The organism is Microbacterium sp. KNMS, assembly GCF_053851835.1.
Map to the genome: position 1 here is coordinate 1 of NZ_JBSQBP010000031.1, position 22,625 is coordinate 22,625.

At 72.1% G+C, this 22,625-nt stretch carries 25 protein-coding genes and 1 tRNA gene; 15 read left to right on the forward strand and 11 right to left on the reverse strand.

Features of this window, described 5'->3' with window-relative positions:
- Positions 1-157: 157 nt before the first annotated feature.
- Positions 158-793 carry a hypothetical protein gene (locus ACWXWW_RS15960; protein ID WP_455970827.1) on the forward strand — a complete coding sequence of 212 codons (636 nt, stop codon included), beginning with the start codon at positions 158-160 and terminating at the stop codon, positions 791-793.
- Between the two features lie 85 nt (positions 794-878).
- Positions 879-1,187, forward strand: a complete 309-nt coding sequence (locus ACWXWW_RS15965) for a helix-turn-helix domain-containing protein (RefSeq protein ID WP_271171613.1) — start codon at positions 879-881, stop codon at positions 1,185-1,187.
- 13 nt (positions 1,188-1,200) lie between these two features.
- Here the strand turns inward: ACWXWW_RS15965 and ACWXWW_RS15970 are convergent, their stop codons facing one another.
- The 3 genes from ACWXWW_RS15970 to ACWXWW_RS15980 all read right to left on the reverse strand — a co-directional run bounded on the left by ACWXWW_RS15970 (position 1,201) and on the right by ACWXWW_RS15980 (position 3,347).
- Complete coding sequence (locus ACWXWW_RS15970) at positions 1,201-1,500, reverse strand: hypothetical protein (protein ID WP_324011576.1); 300 nt, start codon at positions 1,498-1,500, stop codon at positions 1,201-1,203.
- Positions 1,501-1,608: 108 nt separating this feature from the next.
- Positions 1,609-2,616, reverse strand: coding sequence for a hypothetical protein (locus tag ACWXWW_RS15975; RefSeq protein ID WP_455970828.1), 1,008 nt, complete (start codon positions 2,614-2,616; stop codon positions 1,609-1,611).
- Positions 2,617-2,651: 35 nt separating this feature from the next.
- A complete protein-coding gene (locus ACWXWW_RS15980; RefSeq protein WP_324011572.1) occupies positions 2,652-3,347 on the reverse strand; it encodes a phosphocholine cytidylyltransferase family protein in 696 nt (231 codons plus the stop codon).
- A gap of 196 nt (positions 3,348-3,543) precedes the next feature.
- Here ACWXWW_RS15980 and ACWXWW_RS15985 point away from each other — a divergent pair, with 196 nt between their 5' ends.
- The 3 genes from ACWXWW_RS15985 to ACWXWW_RS15995 are packed head-to-tail and all read left to right on the forward strand — an operon-like array spanning position 3,544 to position 6,184.
- The gene (locus ACWXWW_RS15985) at positions 3,544-4,338 is read left to right on the forward strand and encodes an ABC transporter ATP-binding protein (protein WP_455970830.1); all 795 of its coding nucleotides are present in this window, start codon (positions 3,544-3,546) and stop codon (positions 4,336-4,338) included.
- On the forward strand, positions 4,314-5,870 hold the full coding sequence (locus ACWXWW_RS15990; RefSeq protein ID WP_271171618.1) for a hypothetical protein: 1,557 nt from the start codon (positions 4,314-4,316) through the stop codon (positions 5,868-5,870). Before ACWXWW_RS15985 ends, ACWXWW_RS15990 begins: the two co-directional genes overlap by 25 nt.
- Before the next feature lie 47 nt (positions 5,871-5,917).
- Entirely contained in the window at positions 5,918-6,184 is a 267-nt protein-coding gene (locus ACWXWW_RS15995; protein WP_271171619.1) for a DUF3039 domain-containing protein, read from the forward strand.
- A 39-nt stretch (positions 6,185-6,223) separates the two neighbouring features.
- On the opposite strand, the gene ACWXWW_RS16000 is transcribed toward ACWXWW_RS15995, so the two are convergent.
- The gene (locus ACWXWW_RS16000; protein WP_282977513.1) at positions 6,224-7,555 is read right to left on the reverse strand and encodes a nicotinate phosphoribosyltransferase; all 1,332 of its coding nucleotides are present in this window, start codon (positions 7,553-7,555) and stop codon (positions 6,224-6,226) included.
- 59 nt (positions 7,556-7,614) lie between these two features.
- On the opposite strand from ACWXWW_RS16000, the gene murI reads away from it, so the two are divergent.
- The 4 genes from murI (at position 7,615) to ACWXWW_RS16020 (ending at position 10,763) form a co-directional block, all read left to right on the forward strand.
- A complete protein-coding gene (gene murI, locus ACWXWW_RS16005; RefSeq protein ID WP_271171621.1) occupies positions 7,615-8,433 on the forward strand; it encodes a glutamate racemase in 819 nt (272 codons plus the stop codon).
- Positions 8,434-8,447: 14 nt separating this feature from the next.
- Complete coding sequence (gene rph / locus ACWXWW_RS16010) at positions 8,448-9,182, forward strand: ribonuclease PH (protein ID WP_271171622.1); 735 nt, start codon at positions 8,448-8,450, stop codon at positions 9,180-9,182.
- Entirely contained in the window at positions 9,179-9,775 is a 597-nt protein-coding gene (rdgB, locus tag ACWXWW_RS16015; protein ID WP_455970832.1) for an RdgB/HAM1 family non-canonical purine NTP pyrophosphatase, read from the forward strand. The genes rph and rdgB overlap by 4 nt, the downstream gene beginning before the upstream one ends.
- 76 nt (positions 9,776-9,851) lie before the next feature.
- Positions 9,852-10,763, forward strand: coding sequence for a cation diffusion facilitator family transporter (locus tag ACWXWW_RS16020; protein WP_282977517.1), 912 nt, complete (start codon positions 9,852-9,854; stop codon positions 10,761-10,763).
- Between the two features lie 3 nt (positions 10,764-10,766).
- Here ACWXWW_RS16020 and ACWXWW_RS16025 read toward each other — a convergent pair whose 3' ends face one another.
- Positions 10,767-11,804: an NAD(P)H-dependent flavin oxidoreductase gene (locus tag ACWXWW_RS16025; protein ID WP_455970833.1), complete on the reverse strand. Its 1,038-nt coding sequence runs from the start codon at positions 11,802-11,804 to the stop codon at positions 10,767-10,769.
- Positions 11,805-11,880: 76 nt separating this feature from the next.
- On the opposite strand from ACWXWW_RS16025, the gene ACWXWW_RS16030 reads away from it, so the two are divergent.
- Positions 11,881-12,498: a flavin reductase family protein gene (locus tag ACWXWW_RS16030; protein WP_455970835.1), complete on the forward strand. Its 618-nt coding sequence runs from the start codon at positions 11,881-11,883 to the stop codon at positions 12,496-12,498.
- A gap of 3 nt (positions 12,499-12,501) precedes the next feature.
- Here ACWXWW_RS16030 and gdhA read toward each other — a convergent pair whose 3' ends face one another.
- Together gdhA and ACWXWW_RS16040 are read right to left on the reverse strand one after the other, a co-directional pair.
- On the reverse strand, positions 12,502-13,848 hold the full coding sequence (gdhA, locus tag ACWXWW_RS16035) for an NADP-specific glutamate dehydrogenase (protein WP_271171628.1): 1,347 nt from the start codon (positions 13,846-13,848) through the stop codon (positions 12,502-12,504).
- 62 nt (positions 13,849-13,910) lie between these two features.
- Positions 13,911-16,298: an ATP-dependent DNA ligase gene (locus ACWXWW_RS16040; RefSeq protein ID WP_455970837.1), complete on the reverse strand. Its 2,388-nt coding sequence runs from the start codon at positions 16,296-16,298 to the stop codon at positions 13,911-13,913.
- Positions 16,299-16,373: 75 nt separating this feature from the next.
- Here ACWXWW_RS16040 and ku point away from each other — a divergent pair, with 75 nt between their 5' ends.
- Positions 16,374-17,237 (forward strand): non-homologous end joining protein Ku, encoded by an 864-nt coding sequence (gene ku, locus ACWXWW_RS16045; RefSeq protein ID WP_271171630.1) that lies wholly within the window; start codon positions 16,374-16,376, stop codon positions 17,235-17,237.
- Between the two features lie 5 nt (positions 17,238-17,242).
- Here the strand turns inward: ku and ACWXWW_RS16050 are convergent, their stop codons facing one another.
- The 4 genes from ACWXWW_RS16050 to ACWXWW_RS16065 all read right to left on the reverse strand — a co-directional run bounded on the left by ACWXWW_RS16050 (position 17,243) and on the right by ACWXWW_RS16065 (position 19,296).
- On the reverse strand, positions 17,243-17,983 hold the full coding sequence (locus ACWXWW_RS16050; protein WP_455970839.1) for a DedA family protein: 741 nt from the start codon (positions 17,981-17,983) through the stop codon (positions 17,243-17,245).
- Between the two features lie 48 nt (positions 17,984-18,031).
- A tRNA-Leu gene (locus tag ACWXWW_RS16055) sits at positions 18,032-18,113 on the reverse strand.
- Between the two features lie 49 nt (positions 18,114-18,162).
- Entirely contained in the window at positions 18,163-18,540 is a 378-nt protein-coding gene (locus ACWXWW_RS16060) for a PPOX class F420-dependent oxidoreductase (protein WP_455970841.1), read from the reverse strand.
- Between the two features lie 21 nt (positions 18,541-18,561).
- The gene (locus ACWXWW_RS16065) at positions 18,562-19,296 is read right to left on the reverse strand and encodes a hypothetical protein (protein WP_324011548.1); all 735 of its coding nucleotides are present in this window, start codon (positions 19,294-19,296) and stop codon (positions 18,562-18,564) included.
- Positions 19,297-19,467: 171 nt separating this feature from the next.
- Here ACWXWW_RS16065 and ACWXWW_RS16070 point away from each other — a divergent pair, with 171 nt between their 5' ends.
- From ACWXWW_RS16070 to ACWXWW_RS16085, 4 genes are read left to right on the forward strand one after another with little or no spacing between them, the layout of a single operon-like run.
- Positions 19,468-20,601 carry a CpaF family protein gene (locus ACWXWW_RS16070; protein WP_455970860.1) on the forward strand — a complete coding sequence of 378 codons (1,134 nt, stop codon included), beginning with the start codon at positions 19,468-19,470 and terminating at the stop codon, positions 20,599-20,601.
- Positions 20,592-21,452, forward strand: a complete 861-nt coding sequence (locus ACWXWW_RS16075; RefSeq protein ID WP_455970843.1) for a type II secretion system F family protein — start codon at positions 20,592-20,594, stop codon at positions 21,450-21,452. Before ACWXWW_RS16070 ends, ACWXWW_RS16075 begins: the two co-directional genes overlap by 10 nt.
- Positions 21,449-22,393, forward strand: a complete 945-nt coding sequence (locus ACWXWW_RS16080; protein ID WP_455970845.1) for a type II secretion system F family protein — start codon at positions 21,449-21,451, stop codon at positions 22,391-22,393. The genes ACWXWW_RS16075 and ACWXWW_RS16080 overlap by 4 nt, the downstream gene beginning before the upstream one ends.
- A gap of 21 nt (positions 22,394-22,414) precedes the next feature.
- The gene (locus ACWXWW_RS16085; protein ID WP_271171636.1) at positions 22,415-22,624 is read left to right on the forward strand and encodes a hypothetical protein; all 210 of its coding nucleotides are present in this window, start codon (positions 22,415-22,417) and stop codon (positions 22,622-22,624) included.
- The last annotated feature ends 1 nt before the right edge of the window (position 22,625 follow it).

The following is a 22,625-nucleotide window of genomic DNA, read 5'->3' on the forward strand; positions in this document are numbered from 1 at the left end:
CTCCGGAATCCTCTTCGGCATGATCATCATCTTCCTTCCAGACTCGAAAGGAAGCGGCATCAAACCGGGGACGGTTCATCCTGGCGACGTCGAGCCCACAGGGCAGAAGGCGCGCACCGCCATCCGCGAAAGCGCGGCGGCCCTCTACGATCGAGGGATGCCTGAACTCATCACCTACGATGACGCACTCGACGCAGGGGTCATCGACACGCGCGGACTCGACGACGTGAGGCGGCGCGAGGCGTACCTCGAGCGCGCCGAGCAGCTGATCGCGTGGGCGGAGCGACCCGAGGAATACGAGCTCGACGACGACGTCGCGGTCAGCCATCTGCTGTGCGTCGCCGCTGAGATGGCGGGGTTCGCCGGCGAGCTCGATCGGGGGATCGAGATCGCTCGACGCGCTGTCGAAAGCGCTGACTCCGATACTCCGTTCGCGGGGCATCCGACACTCATCGAGCTGCTCCTGAAGGCAGGAGAGGTGACCGAGGCTCACGCGCTCCTGGATCAGGTCCGCGCGGGAGTGCGGCACGAAGACGTCGACGTGCTCATGATGGAGCGGCTCGGAGAGTCACTCGAAGCGCACGGCGATCCCGGTCGAGCAGAGCGCTGGTACTCGATCGGTCTGCGCCTTCTCGAATCGCGGGATGCCGTCGATGGGCGTTCCTACGCGATGCTCGCGTCGCTGCGGCGCCGCGCAAGGGGAGCGCAGGGCAAGGGACAGGACGCATACGACGAGCTCGTGCCGGAGTTGCGCGCCGAGCAGGGATGGGGGCCGGACTTCACGGGCGCGTGATTTTCTCGATGGCATATATGCGGTGGCTCGAAAGCCAGGGCGTCCGTACCTACGCTTTTCCTGCGACCGTCAGCAAGCTGGAAGGATGCCAGAGCCGCACTCCGACGCGTCGTTGAAGGTGGGGCGCCGCATCGCCCAGCTGCGACACGCGGCGACCCTGAGCGCGAAGAAGCTGGCGGAGTGCGCAGACCTCGACCTCACCCATCTGCAGCGGATCGAGAAGGGCGCGGGCAACCCGACGCTCTACACCCTGCTCCAGATCGCCGTCGCGCTCGAGGTGGAGGTCGGAGAGCTCCTCGTCGACCTCGACGCGGAAGACCTTCCTCAGGGCCGGCGGCCCTACGGATACTCGCGCCGTGACGAGTTCCGGCGTCAGCCCCGAACGTGGGGCTGACCGACCGCGCGCGTCAGAGACAGAACCGCCACAGGTATTCGTCGTCCTCACCCGGACGGAACCAGGCGAGCGTCACGAGCGTCGACGCGAGGGCGCGCTCGCACAGGCAGAGCTCGCAGATCTCCTCCGGCAGCACGAGTCCCCAGTGCTCGCTGGATGGCGGCGTCACATCGTCGTGCACGAACGCCCGCACGAAGTCGGCCGGCTCGCGCGATGCATTGAGCACGCGCGGATGGGCGGGGTCCGCTCGGTCTACGCGCCAGGGCACGCGATACGGGGGATCGAACCGTCGTGAGGGGAGCGGCGTGAGCATGCCGTGACGCTACGAGCGGCCTCGGACGAGCACGCGCGAGGGACGGCGGGCTGTCCACAACCGAAGGCGGGCACGCCGTCGTATCGCTGGCTGTGCACGCGGCGTCGGCTACGGACGCTCGTCTCTCACGTCGCGCTCGTCGCTCGTGTCGACGTCCGCGGCCGGAGTGCCCGCGCCATCCGCATCGTCTCGCCGCCCGCGCGGCAGGGCACGTCCGACCGTATCGCGCCCGAGTCGCGCGACGCCGCGGCCGACGGCTCCGACGCCCGAGCCCATCGAGCCCGCCGCCGCGCGCAGCGAAGCGCCTGCCGTCTGGATCCCTCGCAGGGCCACGCTCTCGATCCGCTCCGCTCCAGGCTTGGGGGCGAGCCAGTCCGGAAGCCGCTCCGGGGCCGGGCCGAACGCCTTGCGCGACGCGGCGACGACGCGTCGACCGAGGAGGTGGTTGCCGACACCGCCCACGGCCGCGCCGACGCCGAACGGCAGCGCCTTGCCGACGACACTCGCGCCCCCGCGCACCGCGAACTGGTGGATGAACGCGGTCTTGAGACGGTCGACGATCGGCGCGAGAGCCGCGCGGGGGAGCGTCTTCGTGATGAGGTCGCCCCAGTGCGCCGACAGCGACGTGCCCTTGCCGACGACCTGCGCGGCGAGGTGCCGCACGAGATCGACGCCCTCCTCGCCCATCATCAGGGTGAGCACGAGCGCGCGGGCGCGATTCGGATCCTCGACGGCGAATCCGTGCAGCTCGGCGAGCGACTGGGCATAGAGGGCCGTCGCCTCGACGAATCCCACCGTCTCGACGCCCGACAGGGCGAGCGTGACGCCGGTGCCGACACCCGGGACGACGGCGGCGGCCCCGACGGCCGCCCCGCCCGACGTGACACCCAGGAGATAGCGGCGCTCGAGCATCCGCACGACCTGAGCGGGCGACGCCTCCGGATGCCGCAGCCGGATGGAGCGCAGGTGCGCGAGCACGAGGGGACGCTGCACGCCGAGCACCCGATCGAGCGCGCGGATCGCGAACGGATGCTCCTCCGAGCCGACGGGCGGAAGCCCGCCGCTCCAGGGCGCGTCGTCCGGAAGTGAGTGGATGCGGTGAACCTTGTCGGCCATCACGCCGATGCTACCCGGCCGCCCCCTGGCGACGGTCAGAGGAGTGCCGCGTTGGCCCGCTCGAGGTCCTCGGCGAAGTCCACCTCGACGGCGTACAGGTCGGACACGTCCATCGGGAGGAGGCGCAGCCCGTCCTCGGCGATCGCGAGCTCGAGGCCGCGCTCGAAGTAGTCCTGGTCGTCGACGCGCGACAGCTGGCGCATGAAGGCGCGCTTGTCCCGCTGCGAGATGTAGTTGATGCCCACGGCCTCGCCGATGCCGCCGACGACGGTCTTCGAGAGCTCGTCGATCCAGCCCTCGGGCGTGACCGTGTACTTGACCTCCTCGTCGCTCACCTTGGCGGTGTTGACGGTCACGAAGGACTGGTCGGCCTGGATGTTGCCGATCGCGCGGTCGAGGATGCGCGGGTCGAAGACGACGTCGCCGTTCATCCAGAGCACGCCGCCGCGGCCGGTCGCCGAGAGGGCGCGGAGGAGGCTCTTCGAGGTGTTGGTCTGGTCGTACCGCTCGTTGTAGACGTAGTTCGCGTCGGGGAAGCGCTCGACGATGTCCTCCGCGCGATAGCCGACCACGGTCGTGATGCGGGCGTCGTCGCCGAAGGCCGCGCGGATGTTCTCGTGCTGCTGCTGCATGATCGAGCGTCCGTCGCTGAGAACCGTGAGGGACTTGGGCAGGACGCGGCCGAGGCGCGATCCCATGCCTGCGGCGAGGATGACGGTCTGGATGGTCATGCGTGACTCCCCTTGATCGGTTCAGTCCGGGTTCATCGAAGATTCACGACGAACTGGCTCTTTCAGGGTAGCGAAGAGGCTGTGGATGAGCGAGAATGCGGTCCCCATCGGCGGCACTTTGCCAGGACTCCTCCGGGAGGTCGTGACCGGATCGTGATGACCGGGGGCTCCCGATGCGACTTGATACCGTGGGGCGGTGACCGAGGCAGAGATCCGCGAAACCGAGCCGGGGAGCCCTGCGCTGACGCTCCAGGGCGTGTCCAAGTCGTACGGCGGAACGCATGCCGTCGCCGGCATCGACCTCGAGGTCGCCGCAGGCATGTACTACGGCCTCCTGGGGCCGAACGGCGCGGGGAAGACGACGACGCTGTCGATGATCTCGGGCCTGCTGCGCCCCGACCGCGGCGAAATCCGGGTGTGCGGCGTCGATCTGCGCACGCACCCGCGCGACGCGAAGAAGCGGATGGGCGTGCTCCCCGACCGTCTGCGGACGTTCGATCGGCTCACGGGCCGGCAGCTGCTGTACTACACGGGCATGCTCCGGGGAATGAAGCCCGGGGTGGTCGCGGACCGCACGGCCGACCTCGCGGGCGCGCTCGACCTCGGCGACGCGCTCGGCCGCGTGGTCTCCGACTACTCGGCCGGCATGACGAAGAAGGTGATGCTCGCGGCCGCGATGATCCACTCGCCGCAGCTCCTCGTGCTCGACGAGCCCTTCGAGGCCGTCGACCCGGCGTCTGCGGCGAAGGTGCTCGAGATCCTCGACGCGTACGTCGCGAGCGGGGGCACCGTGCTCCTCTCGAGTCACGGCATGGATCTCATCGAGAAGGTGTGCACGCGCGTGGCGGTGCTCGTCGCCGGACAGGTGCTCGAGGAGGGCACGGTCGACGAGGTCAAGGGCGACCTCACCCTCGAGCAGCGCTTCGTCGAGCTCGCCGGCGGACTCGGCGAGGTGGAGGGGCTCGAGTGGCTGCACACGTTCTCCGACTGAGGGCCGCGCTTCTCGTCGGCGCATTCCGCGAGCCGGGCCGCACGATCCCTCGGGCGATCGGCTTCCTCGCGCTCGTCATCGGCACCGCCGTCACGGCCTCGCGCGCGCTCGCGCTGCCGTCGCTTCCCGACGGCGTCGCGGCGACCGCGCTCGTGCTCTCGGCGGCAGGGCTCGTGCTCTCCTTCGCGATCGCTCCCGCGCTGACGGCGACCGTCGACCCGCTGGATCCGCGCCGGTTCCGCACGCTGGGCGCTGCGCCCGACCCGCTGGCGGCCGTCCTGCTCCTCGCGTCGCTCGTGAGCGTGCCGACGTGGCTGCTGCTCGTCTACGAGGTCGTCGCGACGATCGTCTGGACACAGCTCGGCGCATCCGCCGGCAGCGCGATCGCGGGCGCAGTCCTCCATCTCCTTGGGTGCGTGCTCGTGGCGCGCGTCGTGATGGCGCTGCGTGCCGCTCTCGGCGGACAGGGACGGCCGGCCGACGCCGCGGGCGTGTTCGTCGTGGCGCTCGTCGTCGCGAGCGTGCCGGCGACGATCGCCTCCGCCGCGGTCTGGTCGCCCGGCGCCGCACGGGCCCTCGGCCGCGTCGCGGGGCTCATCGCGGCGCTCGTGCCGGGGACGGCGCTGCCCGCAGGCGAGGCCTCGGGCAGCGGGTCGGTCGGCCTGGCCGTCGCGATCGGGATCGTCGTCGTCGCCGCGCTCGCGGTCGCGTGGGTCGCGCTCGTCCGCCGCCTCCTCACGACGATCGAGCATCCCGTGGTGGCCCGCGGAGGTGCGGGACTCGGATGGTTCGCGCTGCTTCCTCGGACGGCGACCGGAGCGATCGCGGCGCGCAGCCTCGTGTACGGCCTGCGCGACAGCCGCTACCTCGCGAATCTCCTCGTCATCCCGGTCGCTGGCATCCTGCCGGTCATCCCGCTGCTCGTCGCGGGCGTCCCGATCGAGGTCGCCGCGCTGGTCCCGGTGCCGCTCATGGCTCTCTTCTACGGCTGGCTGCCGCACAACGACCTCGCGTACGACGCCTCCGCCGTATGGCTCCACATCGCGAGCGGCGTGCGCGGCGTCGCCGACCGGGCCGGCCGGCTCGCGCCGGTCGTGCTCATCTCGGTGCCCGTCCTCGCGGTCGCGACCGCCCTCTCCATCCTCGTGAGCGGACGCGGCGACGCCGTGCTGCCGGTCGTCGGGGTCACCGCAGCGCTCCTCCTGTCGGGCTTCGGGCTCTCGAGCATCGCGTCGGTCGTCGCGCCGTACGCCGTGGCGCGGCCCGGCGACGGACCGTTCCAGCAGCCGCAGCGCACCGACTCGACGGGCGCCTGGTCGCAGGCCCTCGTGCTGCTGGGCGCGCTCGCCGCGAGCGCGCCGACCGTCTGGCTCGCGTGGCTCGCGATCGCGGACCGCCAGGTCGAGTCGGTCGCCGTGCTCTGGACGGGACTCGGCTCCGGGGCCGCCGTCCTCCTCATCGGCATCGGGATCGGCGCCGCCGTGTTCGACGTGCGCGGCACCCGCATCATGGAGTTCGCGGGCGCGACCTGACGCCGGAGCCCGCCACGGGCATCCGCCGCGCGATTAGACTGCAGGTCATGAGCACCCCGCTTGACAGTCCCGACCAGGGCGGCACGGCACTCCTCGACCGCGAGCTCGAGGAGCTCCTCCGCGAGGAGACCATCGAGCCCGGAGACCACGAGCGCTTCTCGCACTACGTCAAGAAGGACAAGATCCTCGAGTCGGCGATCACCGGCAAGCCGGTGCGCGCGCTGTGCGGGAAGAAGTGGACTCCCGGGCGCGACCCCGAGAAGTTCCCCGTGTGCCCCACGTGCAAGGAGATCTACGAGTCCATGCAGAAGTGAGACGAGCCGCCGGCGCAGAGGCCGGCGGCTCTTCTCGTCTCAGCGGTCGCCGGCGTCGGCGAACACCGTGGGGATGGCGGGATCGGACTTGCTGAGCGCGAGGGCGCGCACGGGCAGCTCCTCCCGGACGGCGAGGTGATGCGCGCGCGCCGCCTGGACGCCCTCGGGACCCTCGTATGCCGCGTGGAACGCGCCGCGATCGACGAGCGTGACCTGGAGCATGCGCCCGCCCTCGACGTCGGCCGCCGTCGGCAGCTCCTCGAACCCGTCGGCGATCTCGACGTACTCGTCGCGCGCCACGCCGTCCTCGAGGCGGCGGAACGCCCGCTTCCGACCGCCCTGGGAGCCCTTGCCCTCCGCCTTCTTCGCGACCGCGACCCATCCGCCCGACGCGTCCTGACGCGCGACGAGCTTGTAGACCATCCCCGCGGTCGGATAGCCCGACCCCGTGACGACCGAGGTGCCGACGCCGTACGCGTCGACGGGCGATGCGGCGAGAGCGGCGATGGCGTACTCGTCGAGATCGCTCGTGACGGTGATCCGCGTCTCGGTGGCGCCGAGTGCGTCCAGCTGGGCGCGCACCTCGGCTGCGACGATCGGGAGGTCGCCCGAGTCGATCCGCACGCCGCCGAGCCCGGTGCCGGCGACCGCGACCGCGCGCTCCACGCCGCGGCGGATGTCGTAGGTGTCGACGAGCAGGGTCGTGCCGCTGCCGAGGGCCGCGATCTGCGAGCGGAAGGCGTCCTCCTCGGTGTCGTGGAGGAGCGTCCACGAGTGCGCGGCGGTGCCCATGGTCGGGATGCCCCACTGGCGGCCGGCCTCGAGATTGCTCGTCGCGCCGAAGCCGGCGATGTAGGCCGCGCGCGCGGCAGCGACCGCCGACTGCTCGGCCGCCCGGCGCGAGCCCATCTCGGCGAGGGGCCGGTCGCCGGCGGCGATGCTCATCCGCGCAGCGGCCGTCGCGACGGCCGCGTCGTGATTCATCACACTCAGAGCAAGCGTCTCGAGGATGACGGCGTCGGCGAACGAGCCCTCGATCGTGAGGATGGGGGAGCCGGGGAAGTAGAGCTCGCCCTCGCGGTAGCCCGTGATGGTCCCGCCGAAGCGGTAGCTCTCGAGGTACCGCACGGTCTCCGCGCTCACGACGTGCTCGTCCCGCAGGAAGCGCAGCTCGTCCTCGCCGAAGCGGAACTCGCGCAGGAGGGAGAGGAGGCGACCCGTGCCCGCCACGACGCCGAAGCGGCGCCCGCCCGAGAGGCGCCGGGCGAAGAGCTCGAAGACGCAGTGCCGGTCGGCGGTGCCGTCGCGCAGCGCGGCGTCGAGCATGGTCAGTTCGTAGCGGTCCGTCAACAGGGCCGTGGAGGCGCTCATGGCGGTCAGCCTACCGGCGTGCGCGAGCTGCTCCGGCCCGGCGGGTACGCTGGGACATCGTGAACAACGCGCCGATCGGGATCTTCGACTCGGGCGTCGGCGGCCTCACGGTGGCCCGTGCGATCGGCGACCAGCTGCCGCGCGAGTCGATGCTGTACATCGGCGACACGCTGCACTCGCCGTACGGGCCGAAGCCGATCGCCGACGTCCGCCGCTATGCGCTCGAGGTGCTCGACACCCTCGTCGACCAGGGCGTGAAGATGCTCGTGATCGCCTGCAACACGGCGTCCGCCGCGATGCTGCGCGATGCGCGCGAGCGGTACGACGTGCCCGTCGTCGAGGTCATCGGGCCGGCCGTGCGCACGGCCATCGCGGCGACCCGCAACGGCCGGATCGGCGTGATCGGCACGGAGGGGACGATCGGCTCCGGCGCGTATCAGGACATGCTCGGCGTGAACCCCGGGGTCGAGGTGTTTACCGCCGCCTGCCCGCGCTTCGTGGAGTTCGTGGAGGCCGGCGTGACCGATTCGCCCGAGCTGCTCGCGGCCGCCGAGGAGTACCTCGCGCCGCTGCGGCGTGCGGGCGTCGACACCCTCGTGCTCGGCTGCACGCACTACCCGTTCCTCAAGGGCGCGATCAGCTACCTCATGGGCGACGGCGTCTCGCTCGTGTCGAGCGACTCCGAGACCGCGAAGGACGTCTACCGCCAGCTCGTGTCGGGCGACCTCCTCGCCGACCCGTCGGCGACGCCCGTCCACACCTACGAGGCGACCGGAGCCGACACCGAGACGTTCACGGCGCTCGCCAACCGCCTGCTCGGCCGCGAGGTGCGCGATGTGCGCCTCGTGCGCACGGGCGCGATCGACCTCCCCCGATGAGAGAAGAGGACACCATGACCCAGCGCGCCGACGGCCGCACCCCCGACCAGCTGCGTCCCATCACGATCGAGCGGGGCTGGAGCAGCCAGGCCGAGGGATCGGCTCTCATCAGCTTCGGGGACACCAAGGTCCTGTGCACGGCCTCCTTCACGAACGGCGTGCCCCGGTGGCTCACCGGCCAGGGGCGCGGCTGGGTCACCGCCGAGTACGCGATGCTCCCGCGCGCCACGAACGAGCGGAACCAGCGCGAGAGCGTGAAGGGCAAGATCGGCGGGCGCACGCACGAGATCTCGCGCCTCATCGGCCGCGCGCTGCGCGCCGTGGTCGACACGAAGGCGCTCGGCGAGAACACGATCGTCATCGACTGCGACGTGCTCCAGGCCGACGGCGGCACCCGGACGGCCGCGATCACGGGCGCGTACGTCGCACTCGCGGACGCGATCGAGTGGGGGCGTGACAAGCGGTTCGTCGGGCAGAAGTCGCGCGTCCTGCTCGACTCGGTCGCGGCGGTCTCGGTCGGCATCATCGACGGCGTCCCCATGCTCGACCTCCCGTACGTCGAGGACTCGCGCGCCGAGACCGACATGAACGTCGTCGTCACCGGGCGCGGTCTGTTCGTCGAAGTGCAGGGCACGGCCGAGGGCGCGCCGTTCGACAAGCGCGAGCTCGACGCGCTTCTCGAGCTGGGCGTGAACGGGTGCGCTGAGCTGCGCCGCCACCAGCTCGCTGCCCTGGGGCAGGAGGCGTGAGCCGGCGCATCGTCCTCGCGACGCACAACGCCCACAAGGTCGCGGAGTTCCAGGGCATCGTCGCCAGCACGCGACCCGACTTCGAGGTCGTCTCCTATGACGGACCCGAGCCGGTCGAGGACGGCACGACCTTCGCCGAGAACGCGCTCATCAAGGCCCGCGCGGCGGCCGCCCACACGGGGCTCCCCGCGCTCGCCGACGACTCCGGCGTGTGCGTCGACGTGCTGGGCGGCTCGCCCGGCGTGTTCTCGGCGTACTGGGCCGCGCACGCGAAGGACGACGCGGCGAACCTCGCGCTCCTGCTGGATCAGATCTCCGACATCTCCGACCCGCACCGTGGCGCGCACTACACGTCGGTGATCGCCCTCGTCACCCCCGACGGCGGCGAGCACGTCGTCGAGGGCATCTGGCCCGGGCGCATCGCCCGCGAACCGCGCGGTGCGGGCGGCTTCGGGTACGACCCCGTGTTCGTGCCGGATGGCCAGGGCGCCGACGAGCGCACGGTCGCGGAGTGGACGGCCGACGAGAAGAACGCGGCGTCGCACCGGGCCCGTGCGTTCGCGCAGCTGGGGCCGCTTCTCGCGTCGCTCTGACGTAACGAGAATCATCCCCGTTCCCGACAGCGCGCAGAGCCCCCGAGCGGGCGTCCGACGCGCCTAGCCTGGAGTCATGCACGACCACGCACCGGGCATCCGCGGCGCCGACAGCCGTCGGCTGCTGACGATCTCGCTGACCCTCACGGGCGCGGTGTTCGTCGTGCAGGTCGTCGGAGCGATCATGACGGGATCGCTCGCGCTGCTCGCCGACGCCGTGCACATGCTCACCGACGCCGTGGCCCTCGTCGTCGCGCTCATCGCGAGCGCCGTGGCCGCGCGGCCCGCGGACGACCGGCGGACGTACGGATATCAGCGCGCCGAGGTGCTCGGGGCGCTCGTGAACGCCGTCATCCTCATCGTGCTCTGCGTCACGGTCGCGATCGAGGGCGTGCGGCGTCTCCTCTCGCCCGACGCCCACGAGGTGACCGGCGGATGGATGCTCGTCGTCGCCCTCGCGGGTCTCGTCGCGAACGGGGTGTCGCTGTGGCTGCTGAGCGCCGCGCAGCGGCACAGCATGAACGTGCGCGGCGCGTACCTCGAGGTGCTGGGCGACCTCGTCGGATCGGCGCTCGTGATCGTGGCTGCCGTCGTCATCCTTCTCACCGGATGGATGCCCGCCGACGCGCTCGCGTCGCTCGCGATCGCGGTGCTCATCGTGCCGCGCGCGATCTCGCTCCTGCGGGAGGTCGTCGGCGTGCTCGCGGAGTCGGCGCCGGCGGGGACGAGCGTCGCCGCCATCCGCGCGCACATCCTCGCGGCCCCCGGTGTCGCCGATGTGCACGACGTCCATGTGTGGCAGCTCACGCGCGGCGCGCCGGTCTTCACGGCGCACGTCGTCGTCGAGCAGTCGGTCATCGACGAGGGGCGCAGCGGCGCGGTCCTGAACGGGCTGCAGGAGTGCCTGGCCGAGCACTTCGACGTCGCGCACTCCACGTTCCAGCTGGAGCAGTCGGGCCACGTCGACCGCGACGACGCGCACTCCTGACCGTCAGCTCCAGCCCGCGACGAGCTCGGCGAACAGCTCGGCGACGTCGTCGTGGCGGGTGAGCCCCGCGCTCTGACCCGCCCACAGCGACAGCAGGTCTCCGCGGTCCTGCACGGCGGCCTCGGCCCGGAAGCGCCCGGTGAGCCAGTTCTGCGCCGGGAAGGGGGCGATCGCTCCCGCGTGCTCGATCTCGCGCACGGCGCGGTTCGGGATGCCGCGGGCGAGGCGCCCGCTCATCGCGCGCGTGAGCACGGTGTCGGCTCCCGATGCGATCGCCGCGCGGTGCGACGTGGGCGCGGCCGAGACCGATGTGCGGAGGAAGGCCGTGCCGACCTGGACGCCGTCGGCGCCGAGGGCGCGCGCGGCGGCCACGCCGCGACGATCGACGATGCCGCCCGCCGCGACGACGGGCACGTCGACCGCGTCGACGACCTGGGGGATGAGGGCGAGCCCGCCCACGAGGGACTCCTCGGGCGGCCGCAGCCACGACACCCGGTGGCCGCCCGCCTCGGCGCCGGTCGCGACGACCGCGTCGACACCGCCGTCGGCGAGGGCGCGCGCCTCGTCGACGGTCGTCGCGGTGCCGAAGATCCGGATGCCCGCGGCGCGCAGGCGCTCGACGTGCGCGGGCGACGGGACCCCGAAGACGACGCTCAGCACGTCGGGGCGGGCATCCACGACCGCGTCGAGCTGGTCCTCGAAGGGAGGGAGGAACGTCGACGGCTTCTCGGGGATCTCGATCCCGAGCTCGTCGAAGAATCCGCTCACGGCGGCGACCGCCGCCGTGAGATCGACGTCGTCGGGCGCGACCTCGTCGCCGCGCGGCAGCCACAGGTTCACCGCGACGGGGCGCGCCGTCGCCGCGCGCAGAGCAGCGATCGTGTCGCGGATCCGGTCGGGTGCGTAGCCGTACAGCCCGTACGAGCCGAGCCCGCCCGCGTCGCTCACCGCAGCGGTGAGCGCCACGGATGAGACGCCGCCGAACGGCGCGAGGACGACGGGGTGGTCGATGTCGAGCAGGTCTTCGAGGCGTCGGGTCACGGATGCTCCTCCAGATGGTCGATACGCTCGAACACGGGATCGACGCTACTCCCACCCGCACCACCCGAGGAGCTCCATGACGACCGTCCGTCATCTCGACATCCGCCCGTCCGTCCTCTACGTGGGGACGCCCGTGATGCTGATCGGCACGGTCAACCCCGACGGCACGCCGAATCTGGCGCCCGCGTCGTCGTACTGGGCGCTCGGGTGGATGCTCGTGCTGGGGCTCGAGAACGACGGCCAGACGCAGCAGAACGTGCGCGAGCGCCCCGAGCTGACCGTGAACTTCCCGTCGCCCGCGCTCTGGAACGCCGTCGAGGCGATCGCGGACACGACGGGGCGCGTCGACGTGCCGCCCGCGAAGGCGGCGCGCTACCGTCACGTCGCCGACAAGTTCGCCGCCGCCGGGCTGACCCCGCAGGCCTCGCAGCATGTCGCGCCGCCGCGCGTCGAGGAGTGCGCCCTGCAGCTCGAGGCGCGCGTCGCGCGGATCACCGACGGCCTCGGCGACTACGCGATCGTGGAGGCGGAGGTGCAGGCCGTGCACGCCGACCCGCGGATCGTCGCGCCCGGCACGGATCACATCGATCCACGGCTCTGGGAGCCGACCATCTACAGCTTCCGCCACTACTTCGGCATCGGCGGCGAGCACGGGCACCGGCCCACGAGCGATACCGCCGGGGCCGGTGCCTGACGCTCAGATGACGCCGAGGGCAAGCATCGCGTCGGCGACGTGCGTGAAGCCCGCGATGTTCGCGCCCGCGACGTAGTCGCCGGGGGCTCCGTACTCGTCAGCGGTCTCGAGGCACCGCGCGTGGATCGAGCTCATGATCTCGGACAGGCGCTGCTCGGTGTGCTCGAACGACCACGAGTCGCGTGAGGCGTTCTGCTGCATCTCGAGGGCGCTCGTCGCGACACCGCCCGCGTTCACGGCCTTGCCGGGGGCGAAGACGACGCCGCCCTCGCGCAGCACGCGGGTCGCCTCGGGGGTCGTGGGCATGTTCGCGCCCTCGGCCACGATGAGGCAGCCGTTCCGCACGAGCGCCGCGGCGGCATCGGCGTCGAGCTCGTTCTGGGTCGCGCAGGGCAGCGCGATGTCGCACGGCACATCCCAGATCGATCCGCCTGCCACGAAGTGGGCGCTGTCGCGGCGCGCGGCGTAGTCGGAGACCCGCCCGCGGTGGCCGTTCTTGATCTCCTTGAGCAGGTCGAGGTCGATGCCGGCCTCGTCGACGACGTAGCCGCTCGAGTCCGATGTGGCGACGACCTTCGCGCCGAGCGCCTGCGCCTTCTCGGTCGCGTAGATCGCGACGTTGCCCGAGCCCGAGACGACGACGCGGCGGCCCTCGAGGTCCATGCCGCGCGCCGCGAGCGCCTCCTTGACGAAGAAGACCGTGCCGTAGCCGGTCGACTCCGTGCGGACCTGCGACCCGCCCCAGGTGATGCCCTTGCCGGTCAGGACGCCCGACTCGTAGCGGTTCGTGATGCGCTTGTACTGGCCGAAGAGGTAGCCGATCTCGCGGCCGCCCACGCCGATGTCGCCCGCGGGGACGTCGGTGTGCTCGCCGATGTGACGGTAGAGCTCGGTCATGAACGACTGGCAGAAGCGCATGACCTCGGCGTCTGAGCGGCCCTTGGGGTCGAAGTCCGAGCCGCCCTTGCCGCCGCCGATCGGCATGCCGGTGAGCGCGTTCTTGAAGATCTGCTCGAAGCCGAGGAACTTGACGATCCCGAGGTAGACCGAGGGATGGAAGCGGATTCCGCCCTTGTACGGGCCCAGCGCCGAGTTGAACTCGACGCGGAAGCCGCGGTTCAGCTGCACGCGGCCGGCGTCGTCGACCCACGGCACGCGGAAGATGATCTGGCGTTCCGGCTCGCACAGCCGGCGGATGATCTCGGCGTCCGCGTACTCGGGCCGCTTGCCGAGCACGGGTCCAAGGCTCTCGAGAACCTCTCGGACCGCCTGGTGGAACTCGGCTTCGCCGGGATTGCGCCGGATCACCTCGTCGAATACGGGCGTCAGGGCGTCATGGAGTGCTGCCATCGTGTTGCTCCTCTCGCTGGCACACAAGCGCCCACGATAGCGGTTCCTCGGCACCCGTCGCGTCACGCCTCCGTGCGGACGTCGTCAGGGGCCTTGTCGGGGCGGAGCCCGCGCCAGCGCGCCTGCCGGAGGCTGCCGCTGCGCGTCCACTCCGCGAACTCGACCTCGCCCACGAGCCGCGGCTCCACCCAGGTGGCGTCGCCCGTGTCCTCACGGGGGACGTCCCGCAGCGGACACTCCCGGGTCTCGAGCGGGGCGAGCAGGTCGCGCAGGCGCCGCAGCTCCCGATCGGAGAAGCCCGTGCCGACCCTGCCGACGTACCTCAGTCCATCCGCATCGGGCACGCCGAGGAGGAGCGAGGCGAACGAGCCGGCCCTGCCGCCCCTACCGCGCCGGAACCCGCCGATGACGACCTCCTGCGTGTGCGTGAGCTTGACCTTGAGCCAGTCCTCGCTGCGCGTGCCTGGCCGGTAGGGCGACGCGCGCCGCTTCGCGACGATGCCCTCGAGGGCGTGCTCGCGCGCGACGTCAAGGGCGATGTCGACGTCGTCGAAGACCGGCGGCACGATCACCGACGGACCGGCCGTCGCCGCCGTCTCCTCGAGCAGGTGCCGGCGCTCCTCCAGCGGCAGCGGCGTGAGGTCGCGGCCGTCGAGCCGCAGGATGTCGAAGAGGTACAGGAGCACGGGCGCCCGCGCGCTCTCGCGGGCGACGTCGTCGGCGCGCTCGAGGTGCATGCGGTTCTGAAGGAGCGAGAAGCTCGGCCGACCCTGCTCGTCGAGCGCGACGATCTCGCCGTCGACGAGCGCGTCCCACGCGTCGAGGTGCGTGCGGGCCGCTCCCGACAGCTCGGGGTAGCGCTGCGTGATCTCGGCGCCCGAGCGCGCGAAGAGCCGCAGGGCGCCCGAGCGCCACTCGCCGAGCGCGCGCACGCCGTCCCACTTGAACTCGACCCACGGCGGCGACGAGAGCGTCCGGGCGAGCCCCGGCGTGCCGTGCACCGCGAGCATGGGCGCCGGCCGCGCGGGCGGCGCCTCGTCGCGCGCGGGCTCCGCGGCCGCCCCCGGCTGCCGCTTCGTGCGGTGGAGGAGCCACGACGACTTCTCGCCGGATCCCTGGGTGCGGATGAGCGCGATCCGCACCTCGTGGAGCGGGCCGTCCTCGCGTCCGCGGAGCGTCACGATGACCTCGTCGTCGCGCCACTTCTCCGTCTCGTACGTGCCTTCGTCCCAGATAGTCATCGTGCCGGCGCCGTACTCTCCCTTCGGGATCGTGCCGTGGAAGTCGATGTACGCGAGCGGATGGTCCTCGGTCTGCACCGCGAGGCGGTTGCGGTCGGGGGTGTCGGGAATGCCCTTCGGCACGGCCCAGCAGGCGAGGACGCCGGCGCGCTCGAGCCGGAGGTCCCAGTGGAGCCGGCTCGCGTGGTGCTCGTGCACGACGAAGCGCGGGAGATCCCCGTCGTCGGGCTCGGGATGGGGCGTCTCGGGGACCGGCTCCGGCGTGCGCCCCGCCGTGCGCTTGGCGATGTAGGAGTTGAGAGGGCCGGTCGCGGCCGCGGGCGGGTCGATCCCGGCGAGCGGGTCGCCGATCGCGTCGGCGCGCGCGAGCACCTCGTCGAGCTCGAGGTGCCGCAGGTCGGGGTCGTCGAGCTCGTCCCACGTGCGCGGCGCGGCGACCCAGGGCCGCGCGCGTCCGCGCAGCGAGTAGGGCGCGACGGTCGTCTTCTTGCCGTTGTTCTGGCTCCAGTCGACGAACACGCGGCCCGCGCGCAGGTCCTTGCGCATCGCGCTGACCGCGAGGTCGGGATGGTCCGCCTCGAGTGCGCGCGCGAGCTCGCGGGCCAGCGCCGACGCGTCATCGGAGGGGAGCGGGCGGGGGAGCGCGGCGTAGAGGTGGATGCCCTTGCTGCCGCTCGTGACCGGCTGGGGCTCGAGTCCCATCCCCTGCAGGATCCCGCGCGCGAGCCGCGCGACCTCGGCGCACTCCGCGAGCCCCGCACCGGGCCCGGGGTCGAGGTCGAGCACGAGCCGGTCCGCCGGCCCTGGCGATCCATCCGGCGCGAACCGCCACTGCGGCACGTGGAGCTCGAGGCTCGCGACCTGCGCGAGGTAGACGAGTGTCGCGACCTCGTCGACGAGCGGGTAGTCCTTCGGCCCCGAGCTGTGCTGGATGGCCCTGCGCGGCACCCAGGACGGCGCCCCCGGCTCGAGCGCCTTCGCGAAGAACGCCTCCTCGGGCGCCTCCGTCGTCCCGACGCCCTCGACCCAGCGCTTGCGCGTCACGGGTCGCCCGGCGACGTGCGGCAGGAGAAGCGGCGCGATGCGCGTGTAGTACGCGATCACGTCGGCCTTCGTCGTGCCCGTCTCGGGATACATGACGCGCTCGAGGTGCGACACCCGCAGGCGGCGCCCGGCGACCTCGACGGTCTGCTGCTGGGGCACGGGCATGGTTCAGGCTATGCGCGCGGGGCCGATCCGCGTCAACCCCTGGCGGCCGGGGCGTGGGAGCGCTTCACTGGTGCCATGAGATCGATCTGGAAGGGCGCGCTGACGTTCGGCCTCGTCAACGTGCCGGTCAAGGTCTACGCGGCCACGGAGGACCACGACGTGTCGCTCCACCAGGTCCACGCGGCGGATGGCGGCCGCATCCGGTACCAGCGCAAGTGCGAGGTGTGCGGCGAGGTCGTCGCGTACCGCGACATCGACAAGGCGTTCGACGACGGCGAGCGCACGGTCGTGCTCACCGACGACGATCTGAAGTCGCTTCCCTCCGAGCGCAGCCGCGAGATCGAGGTGGTCGAGTTCGTGCCCACCGAGCAGGTCGACCCGATCACCTTCGACCGCGCGTACTACCTTGAGCCCGACTCGGCGTCGCCCAAGTCGTACGGCCTCCTGCGCGAGACCCTCGAGAGGACGGACCGGACGGCGATCGTGCGCTTCTCGCTGCGGCAGAAGACGCGGCTCGCGGCGCTGCGCGTGCGCGACGGGGTGCTCATGCTGCAGACGCTGCTGTGGGCCGACGAGGTGCGGCAGGCGTCGTTCCCCGCCCTCGAGGACCCCATCAAGGTCAGCGAGAAGGAGCTCGAGCTCGCCGAGAGCCTCGTGGAGAGCTACTCGTCCGACTTCGACCCGGAGGAGTACGTCGACGAGTACCAGAAGGAGCTCCGCACCCTCATCGAGGCGAAGCTCGAGAAGGGCGACGCGGTCGACACCGAGGCGACCTTCGGCGCCGAGGAGGAGAAGGGCGGCGAGGTCATCGACCTCATGGAGGCGCTGCGGGCGAGCGTCGAGCGATCGCGCGCCGCGCGCGGCGGCAAGAAGGAGGCCGAGGAGGCGGAGCCCGAGAAGGAGGCCAAGCCGCGCAAGCGGTCGAAGAAGGCCTCCTGACCGGATCAGAAGTCGGGCTTGCCGTCTCCGTCGATGTCGGGCGCGCGCTCGAACACCTCGGCGTCGAGCACGAGGTCTTCGGCCGGCGCCGCTTCCGCGGCCTTGCGCGCGCGGCGGCGCTCCTGCAGGTAGTGCCAGAGCACGATGAGCGCGGTGCCGCCCACGGCAGCGAGCAGGATCACGTCGATGTACTCCGTGACGATGTCGCGGACCCACGGGATGTACGCGATCACGTAGCCGAACATCGTGAGGCCGAAGCCCCACAGGAGCGCGCCGATGAGGTTGTAGAGCGAGTATCGCTTCCACGGCATATGACCGATGCCCGCCGCGACCGGCGCGAAGGTGCGGACGATCGGGACGAAGCGCGCGAGCACCACCGTGATGCCGCCGAAGCGCTCGAAGAAGGCGTTGGTCCGCTCGACGTTGTGGCGGCTGAAGACGCCGGAGTCCTTGCGCTCGAACACCGCGGGCCCGCCCTTGTGCCCGATGAGGTACCCGACCTCGCCGCCGACGAACGCGGCGAGCGCGATGAGGCCGCTCACGACCCAGATGTTGACGCCGAAGACGTCGACCGTGTGGGTGAGGAGCCCCGAGATGAGCAGGAGCGTGTCGCCGGGGAGAAGGAAGCCGACGAGCAGGCCGGTCTCGGAGAACACGATGAGGCAGACGACGAGCAGCGCCCACGGCCCTGCCGCGTCGATGATCGCCTGCGGGTCGAGCCACGGGATGAGAGCGATGTGGTGCACGATGCTCCGGATGTCGGTGGGAGGGGTGCGACGCGGGACCGCGTCTCGTGCGGAAGGTGGGACTTGAACCCACACGCCCGGAGGCACAGGAACCTAAATCCTGCGTGTCTGCCAGTTTCACCACTCCCGCGAGTCCGATCAGTCTACGGCGCGGGAGGGAGCGCGACCATGAACGCCGATCACGCCTTCATGCCGGCAGATCCCATCACCCGCTCGACGGCGATCTCGAGGACAACCCGGCGCGGGTTCTCGCGTGGCTGACGGTAGCGCTCCGTGTAGAGGCGCACGGCCTCCGCGATCGCCTCGGGCTCATCCCGCACGCGCGCGGGGCCCTCGAAGCTGATCCAGCGGGCGCCGTCGACGCTGCTCACGGTCGCGCGCCCTGCACGCGCGGCGTTGACGAACTTCTGCGTGCCGCGTGTGCCGATGATCCGCACGACGCCGTCCCGGTAGGTCATGCCCACCGGGACGGCGTGGATGCGGCCATCGCGGCCGATCGTGGACAGGGTGGCGAGGTGGCGCTCGGAGACGAACGCGAGACCGGCTTCGGAGATCACCTCACCAGCGTGCCAGAGCGATCAGGCGCGGAAGCCCGCGCGGTCGACCTTGCGGTGGTAGCGCATGCCCGCGAGCCCGCCGAGCACCGCTCCGCCGAGGCTCACCAGGAGCGCGCCCACCGCGGTGATGATGCCCACCGTCGTGAGCTCGCCCTCGTTGAAGGGGAGCCGGGGGAACGTGTTGACGTCGGCGAGGATGTTCCACTGCGCACCCGCGACCGCCGTGACGATCGCGACGACGATCGCGATGACGACGGCCCACAGCCAGACCGCGAGGCCCTGCTTCGCGCCGCTGAACCGCGCCATCCGCCCCGCGACGTACCCGCCCGCGTAGTACGACACGAGCAGGATCACGAGCACAGCGACGGCGCCCGCGATGCCGATCGTGTCGGCGTTCTGGGCCGCCTCATCGGCGGTCACCTGCTCGCCGAGGCCGAGAGCCGCCCCTGCTCCCGCGACGAGGGCGGTCAGCAGCGCCGTCATGCCCATCGCGCACAGCCATCCGAAGAAGGCCGAGCCGAACTTGAAGCCGCCGAACTCCTCCTTCTCGCGCGCCACGACCTCCTCGCGGTCGGCGCGGACGGCCGTGGTGTCGGCGCGGGACGCTGTCGTGTCGTCGCGGACGTCGCGCACGTCGTACGCGCGCGTGGGCTCGTCGCTGCCGTGGCCGGCATCGCCGTCGCCGGCGAGATAGTCCGCGTGCTCCGGGGCGCGCCGGTCGCGGCGCGATTCCGATGAGTTCTCGGGAGTGCTCATGATGCGGTCCTTTCGAGCTCGTCCGTGGTCTCCCCAGTAAGGCATCGGCGCGGCCGCGCACACAGGGCATTGCGCGAACGGCGTCGGCACGATAGCGGACCGCGGCTGCGCTGTGGATAACTTTCGAGGCCGTCTCGGCGATTCGGCCAGGATGGCCGCGTGGGTCCCCTCATGAGCGCGGTCGCGGAGCGAGTCAGGGATCGGCTGCGTGCCGACCAGACCGATCCCTCGCGTGCACCCGAGGCGGTGCTGCGCATCGCGCAGGCGGAGGTGCGCCGGCACAACGACTTCGCCCTCGCCCGCGGTCTCGCGATCGTCGACGACGAGCAGGCGGCCGTGCGCGAGGTGCTCGCCGCCGTGACCGGATACGGCCCCCTGCAGGAGCATCTCGACGACCCGACGGTCGAGGAGCTCTGGATCAACGCCCCCGATCGGATCTTCGTGGCCAGGGACGGCGTGACCGAGCTCCTCCCGCTCGCGCTCACCGACGCGGCCGTCCGCGACCTCGTCGAGCGGATGCTCCACGCGACAGGGCGGCGCATCGACCTCTCGCAGCCGTTCGTCGACGCCGCCCTCCCGGACGGCTCGCGCCTGCACGTCGTCCTCGGCGGGATCGCGCGGAGGAACTGGGCCGTGAACATCCGCAAGTTCCTCCCGCACGTGCGGAGCCTTGACCGCCTCGTGGAGATCGGATCGCTCGCGGCCGAGGCGGCCGACCTCCTGCGCGACGCCATGAGGCAGGGGCGCAGCGTGCTCGTCTCCGGAGCGACGCACGCGGGCAAGACGACCCTCCTGGGTGCCCTCGTCGCCGCGTGTCCGCCTGCGCACCGCATCGTCACGGTCGAGGAGACCTTCGAGCTGGGCGTGGACGCGCCCGACCTCGTCGCGCTGCAGGGTCGGCAGCCGAGCCTCGAGGGCACGGGCGAGATCACCCTCCGGCGCCTCGTCAAGGAGGCCCTGCGAATGCGGCCCGACCGGATCGTCATCGGGGAGGTGCGCGACGCAGAGGCGCTGGACCTCCTGCTCGCGCTGAACACGGGCATCCCTGGCGCCGCGACGATCCACGCGAACTCGGCGGTCGACGCCCTCGCCAAGCTCGCTGCGCTCCCGCTGCTCGCGGGCCGCAACATCGGTCGCGAGTTCGTCGTCCCGGCGATCGCGACGAGCGTGGACCTCGTCGTGCACTGTCAGCGGGCCGAGGACGGGCGGCGCCGCGTCCAGGAGATCATCGCTCCCACGGGGCGCGTCATCGACGACGCTCCCGAGACGCGCACCCTCTACCGGACGGGGGAGCGATGGCGCTGATCCTCGTCCTCGGAGCCGCGCTCGCCGCGGGACTCCTGCTGGCCCTGTCACCATGGCTCTGGCCGCCGCGGGAGCGCGCAGCGCGCGAGCGCCCGTCGGCCCTCGCGGCCCTGCTCGAGTCCGCGGGCTTCTCCCATGTCGCCCCGCGCGTGGTCGTCGCGGCGTGCGCAGGCGCGGCGCTCGTCGCGGCGTCCGTCGCGTGGCTCGTGACGACCGTGGGGGTGCTCGCGCTCCTCGCGGGTCTTGCGGGAGCCGCGTGGCCGCTCCTGTGGCTGCGCTCGCGCGCCGCGCGACTCGTCCGCGCCCGCCGTGCGCTCTGGCCCGACGTCTGCGACCTGCTCATCGCCTCGGTCCGCGCGGGGATGTCGCTGCCCGACGCGGTCTCATCGCTCGCGCGATCCGCGCCTGCTGCCCTCCGCGCGGCGTTCGCGGGCTTCGAACGCGATATGGCGGCGTCGGGGCACTTCGACTCGAGCGCCGATCGGCTGAAGTCCGCACTCGCGGATCCGATGGCCGACCGCATCGTGGAGACCCTGCGCATGGCGCGGCAGGTCGGCGGCACCGAGCTCACCCCCGTGCTGCGGGCGCTCGCCGCGTCGGTGCGCGCGGACGCCGCCCTGCGCTCCGAGGTGGAGTCCCGGCAGTCGTGGACGCGCGGGGCCGCGGTCCTCGGCGTCCTCGCGCCGTGGGTGATCGTCGCCCTGCTCGCCATGCGGCCCGAGGGGGCGGAGGCGTACTCGAGCCCCGAGGGCGTGGCCCTCCTGCTCGCGGGAGCGGCCGTGTCGATCGTGGCGTTCCGGGTCATGCTCCGGATCGGCCGGCTGCCCGAGCCCCGGCGGTGGTTCGCATGAGCTGGGCGACCGACGCGGCGCTCTCGCTCCTCCTGGGCGGGTGCCTCGGTCTCGGCATCTGGTCACTCCTGATGCTCGCTCCGCGCTGGAGCGCGCCGAGCCTCGCACGGCGCATCGCGCCGTACCTGCGCGACATCACCGATCCGGCGGGGACGACGGCGTGGTCGGCCGTCGCCGACCCGGGTGCGGCGATCGCGGGTGGGGCCAGAGCCCTGTGGGCGGCGGCGCAGCGTCGGCTGACGGCCCTGCTCGGGGGTGCGGACGGGATCGCGCGCCGACTCGCGCAAGCGGGCCGCCCGGTCGACGTCGCCGCGTTCCGCGGCCGCCAGCTGGCCGCGACCCTGATCGGGCTCGTCGCTGGCGGACTCGTCGTCGCCGTGCTCGCCGTCGGCGGCACGCTCTCCGGCCCGACGCTGGTGCTGCCGGTCGCGGGCGCCGCCGTCGGGGCTGTCGGCGCGGACCTCGCCCTCACCGGGCGCGCGAAGGCGCGGATGGCGCGGATCGGCGAGGAGCTCCCCACCGTGCTCGAGTTCCTCGCGCTCTGCCTCGCAGCGGGGGAGGGCATCTACGACAGCGTCGGCCGCGTCGCGCGCCTGGGGTCGGGCGAGCTCACGGCCGAGCTGCGCGCGGTCGTCCTCGACGTGCGCACGGGCTCGGCCCTGCCCGATGCGCTTCTCGCGATGGCGCGGCGCCTCCAGGTGCCCGCGCTCAGCCGCTCCGTCGAGCACATCGTCGCGGCGCTCGACCGCGGCTCCCCGCTCGCCCAGGCGCTCCAGGCGCAGGCGGCGGACGCGCGCGAGGAGGCCAAGCGCGCGCTCATCGAGCAGGCCGGCCGCAAGGAGATCCTCATGCTCCTCCCGCTCGTGTTCGGCCTGCTGCCCCTCAGCGTCCTCTTCGCCGTCTTCCCGGGCATCGTCATGCTCCGCCTCGGGATCGGCTGACCCCTCGAGAAAGGAAACGACATGAGCAGAATCGACGAGCTCGCCATCCGCCTCCGCACCGCGTGGGGCGACACCCTGCAGGACCTCGCCGAGGACGAACGCGGCGACGTGCCGGGGTGGGTGCTGATCACGCTGATGTCCGCCGGCCTGGTCGTGCTCATCTGGGCCCTCGCCGGGCCTGCGCTCGAGGGGCTGTTCCAGCGGGCGATCAGCAGCGTCGACGGGATCTGAC

Bases quoted from the DNA above. Each gene is read 5' to 3' on its own strand.
- ACWXWW_RS15960 (WP_455970827.1), top strand. From the start codon at position 158: ATGCCTGAACTCATCACCTACGATGACGCACTCGACGCAGGGGTCATC.
- ACWXWW_RS15965 (WP_271171613.1), top strand. From the start codon at position 879: ATGCCAGAGCCGCACTCCGACGCGTCGTTGAAGGTGGGGCGCCGCATC.
- ACWXWW_RS15970 (WP_324011576.1), bottom strand. From the start codon at position 1,500: ATGCTCACGCCGCTCCCCTCACGACGGTTCGATCCCCCGTATCGCGTG.
- ACWXWW_RS15975 (WP_455970828.1), bottom strand. From the start codon at position 2,616: ATGGCCGACAAGGTTCACCGCATCCACTCACTTCCGGACGACGCGCCC.
- ACWXWW_RS15980 (WP_324011572.1), bottom strand. From the start codon at position 3,347: ATGACCATCCAGACCGTCATCCTCGCCGCAGGCATGGGATCGCGCCTC.
- ACWXWW_RS15995 (WP_271171619.1), top strand. From the start codon at position 5,918: ATGAGCACCCCGCTTGACAGTCCCGACCAGGGCGGCACGGCACTCCTC.
- ACWXWW_RS16000 (WP_282977513.1), bottom strand. From the start codon at position 7,555: ATGAGCGCCTCCACGGCCCTGTTGACGGACCGCTACGAACTGACCATG.
- rph (WP_271171622.1), top strand. From the start codon at position 8,448: ATGACCCAGCGCGCCGACGGCCGCACCCCCGACCAGCTGCGTCCCATC.
- ACWXWW_RS16020 (WP_282977517.1), top strand. From the start codon at position 9,852: ATGCACGACCACGCACCGGGCATCCGCGGCGCCGACAGCCGTCGGCTG.
- ACWXWW_RS16030 (WP_455970835.1), top strand. From the start codon at position 11,881: ATGACGACCGTCCGTCATCTCGACATCCGCCCGTCCGTCCTCTACGTG.
- gdhA (WP_271171628.1), bottom strand. From the start codon at position 13,848: ATGGCAGCACTCCATGACGCCCTGACGCCCGTATTCGACGAGGTGATC.
- ACWXWW_RS16040 (WP_455970837.1), bottom strand. From the start codon at position 16,298: ATGCCCGTGCCCCAGCAGCAGACCGTCGAGGTCGCCGGGCGCCGCCTG.
- ku (WP_271171630.1), top strand. From the start codon at position 16,374: ATGAGATCGATCTGGAAGGGCGCGCTGACGTTCGGCCTCGTCAACGTG.
- ACWXWW_RS16065 (WP_324011548.1), bottom strand. From the start codon at position 19,296: ATGAGCACTCCCGAGAACTCATCGGAATCGCGCCGCGACCGGCGCGCC.
- ACWXWW_RS16070 (WP_455970860.1), top strand. From the start codon at position 19,468: ATGAGCGCGGTCGCGGAGCGAGTCAGGGATCGGCTGCGTGCCGACCAG.
- ACWXWW_RS16075 (WP_455970843.1), top strand. From the start codon at position 20,592: ATGGCGCTGATCCTCGTCCTCGGAGCCGCGCTCGCCGCGGGACTCCTG.
- ACWXWW_RS16080 (WP_455970845.1), top strand. From the start codon at position 21,449: ATGAGCTGGGCGACCGACGCGGCGCTCTCGCTCCTCCTGGGCGGGTGC.
- ACWXWW_RS16085 (WP_271171636.1), top strand. From the start codon at position 22,415: ATGAGCAGAATCGACGAGCTCGCCATCCGCCTCCGCACCGCGTGGGGC.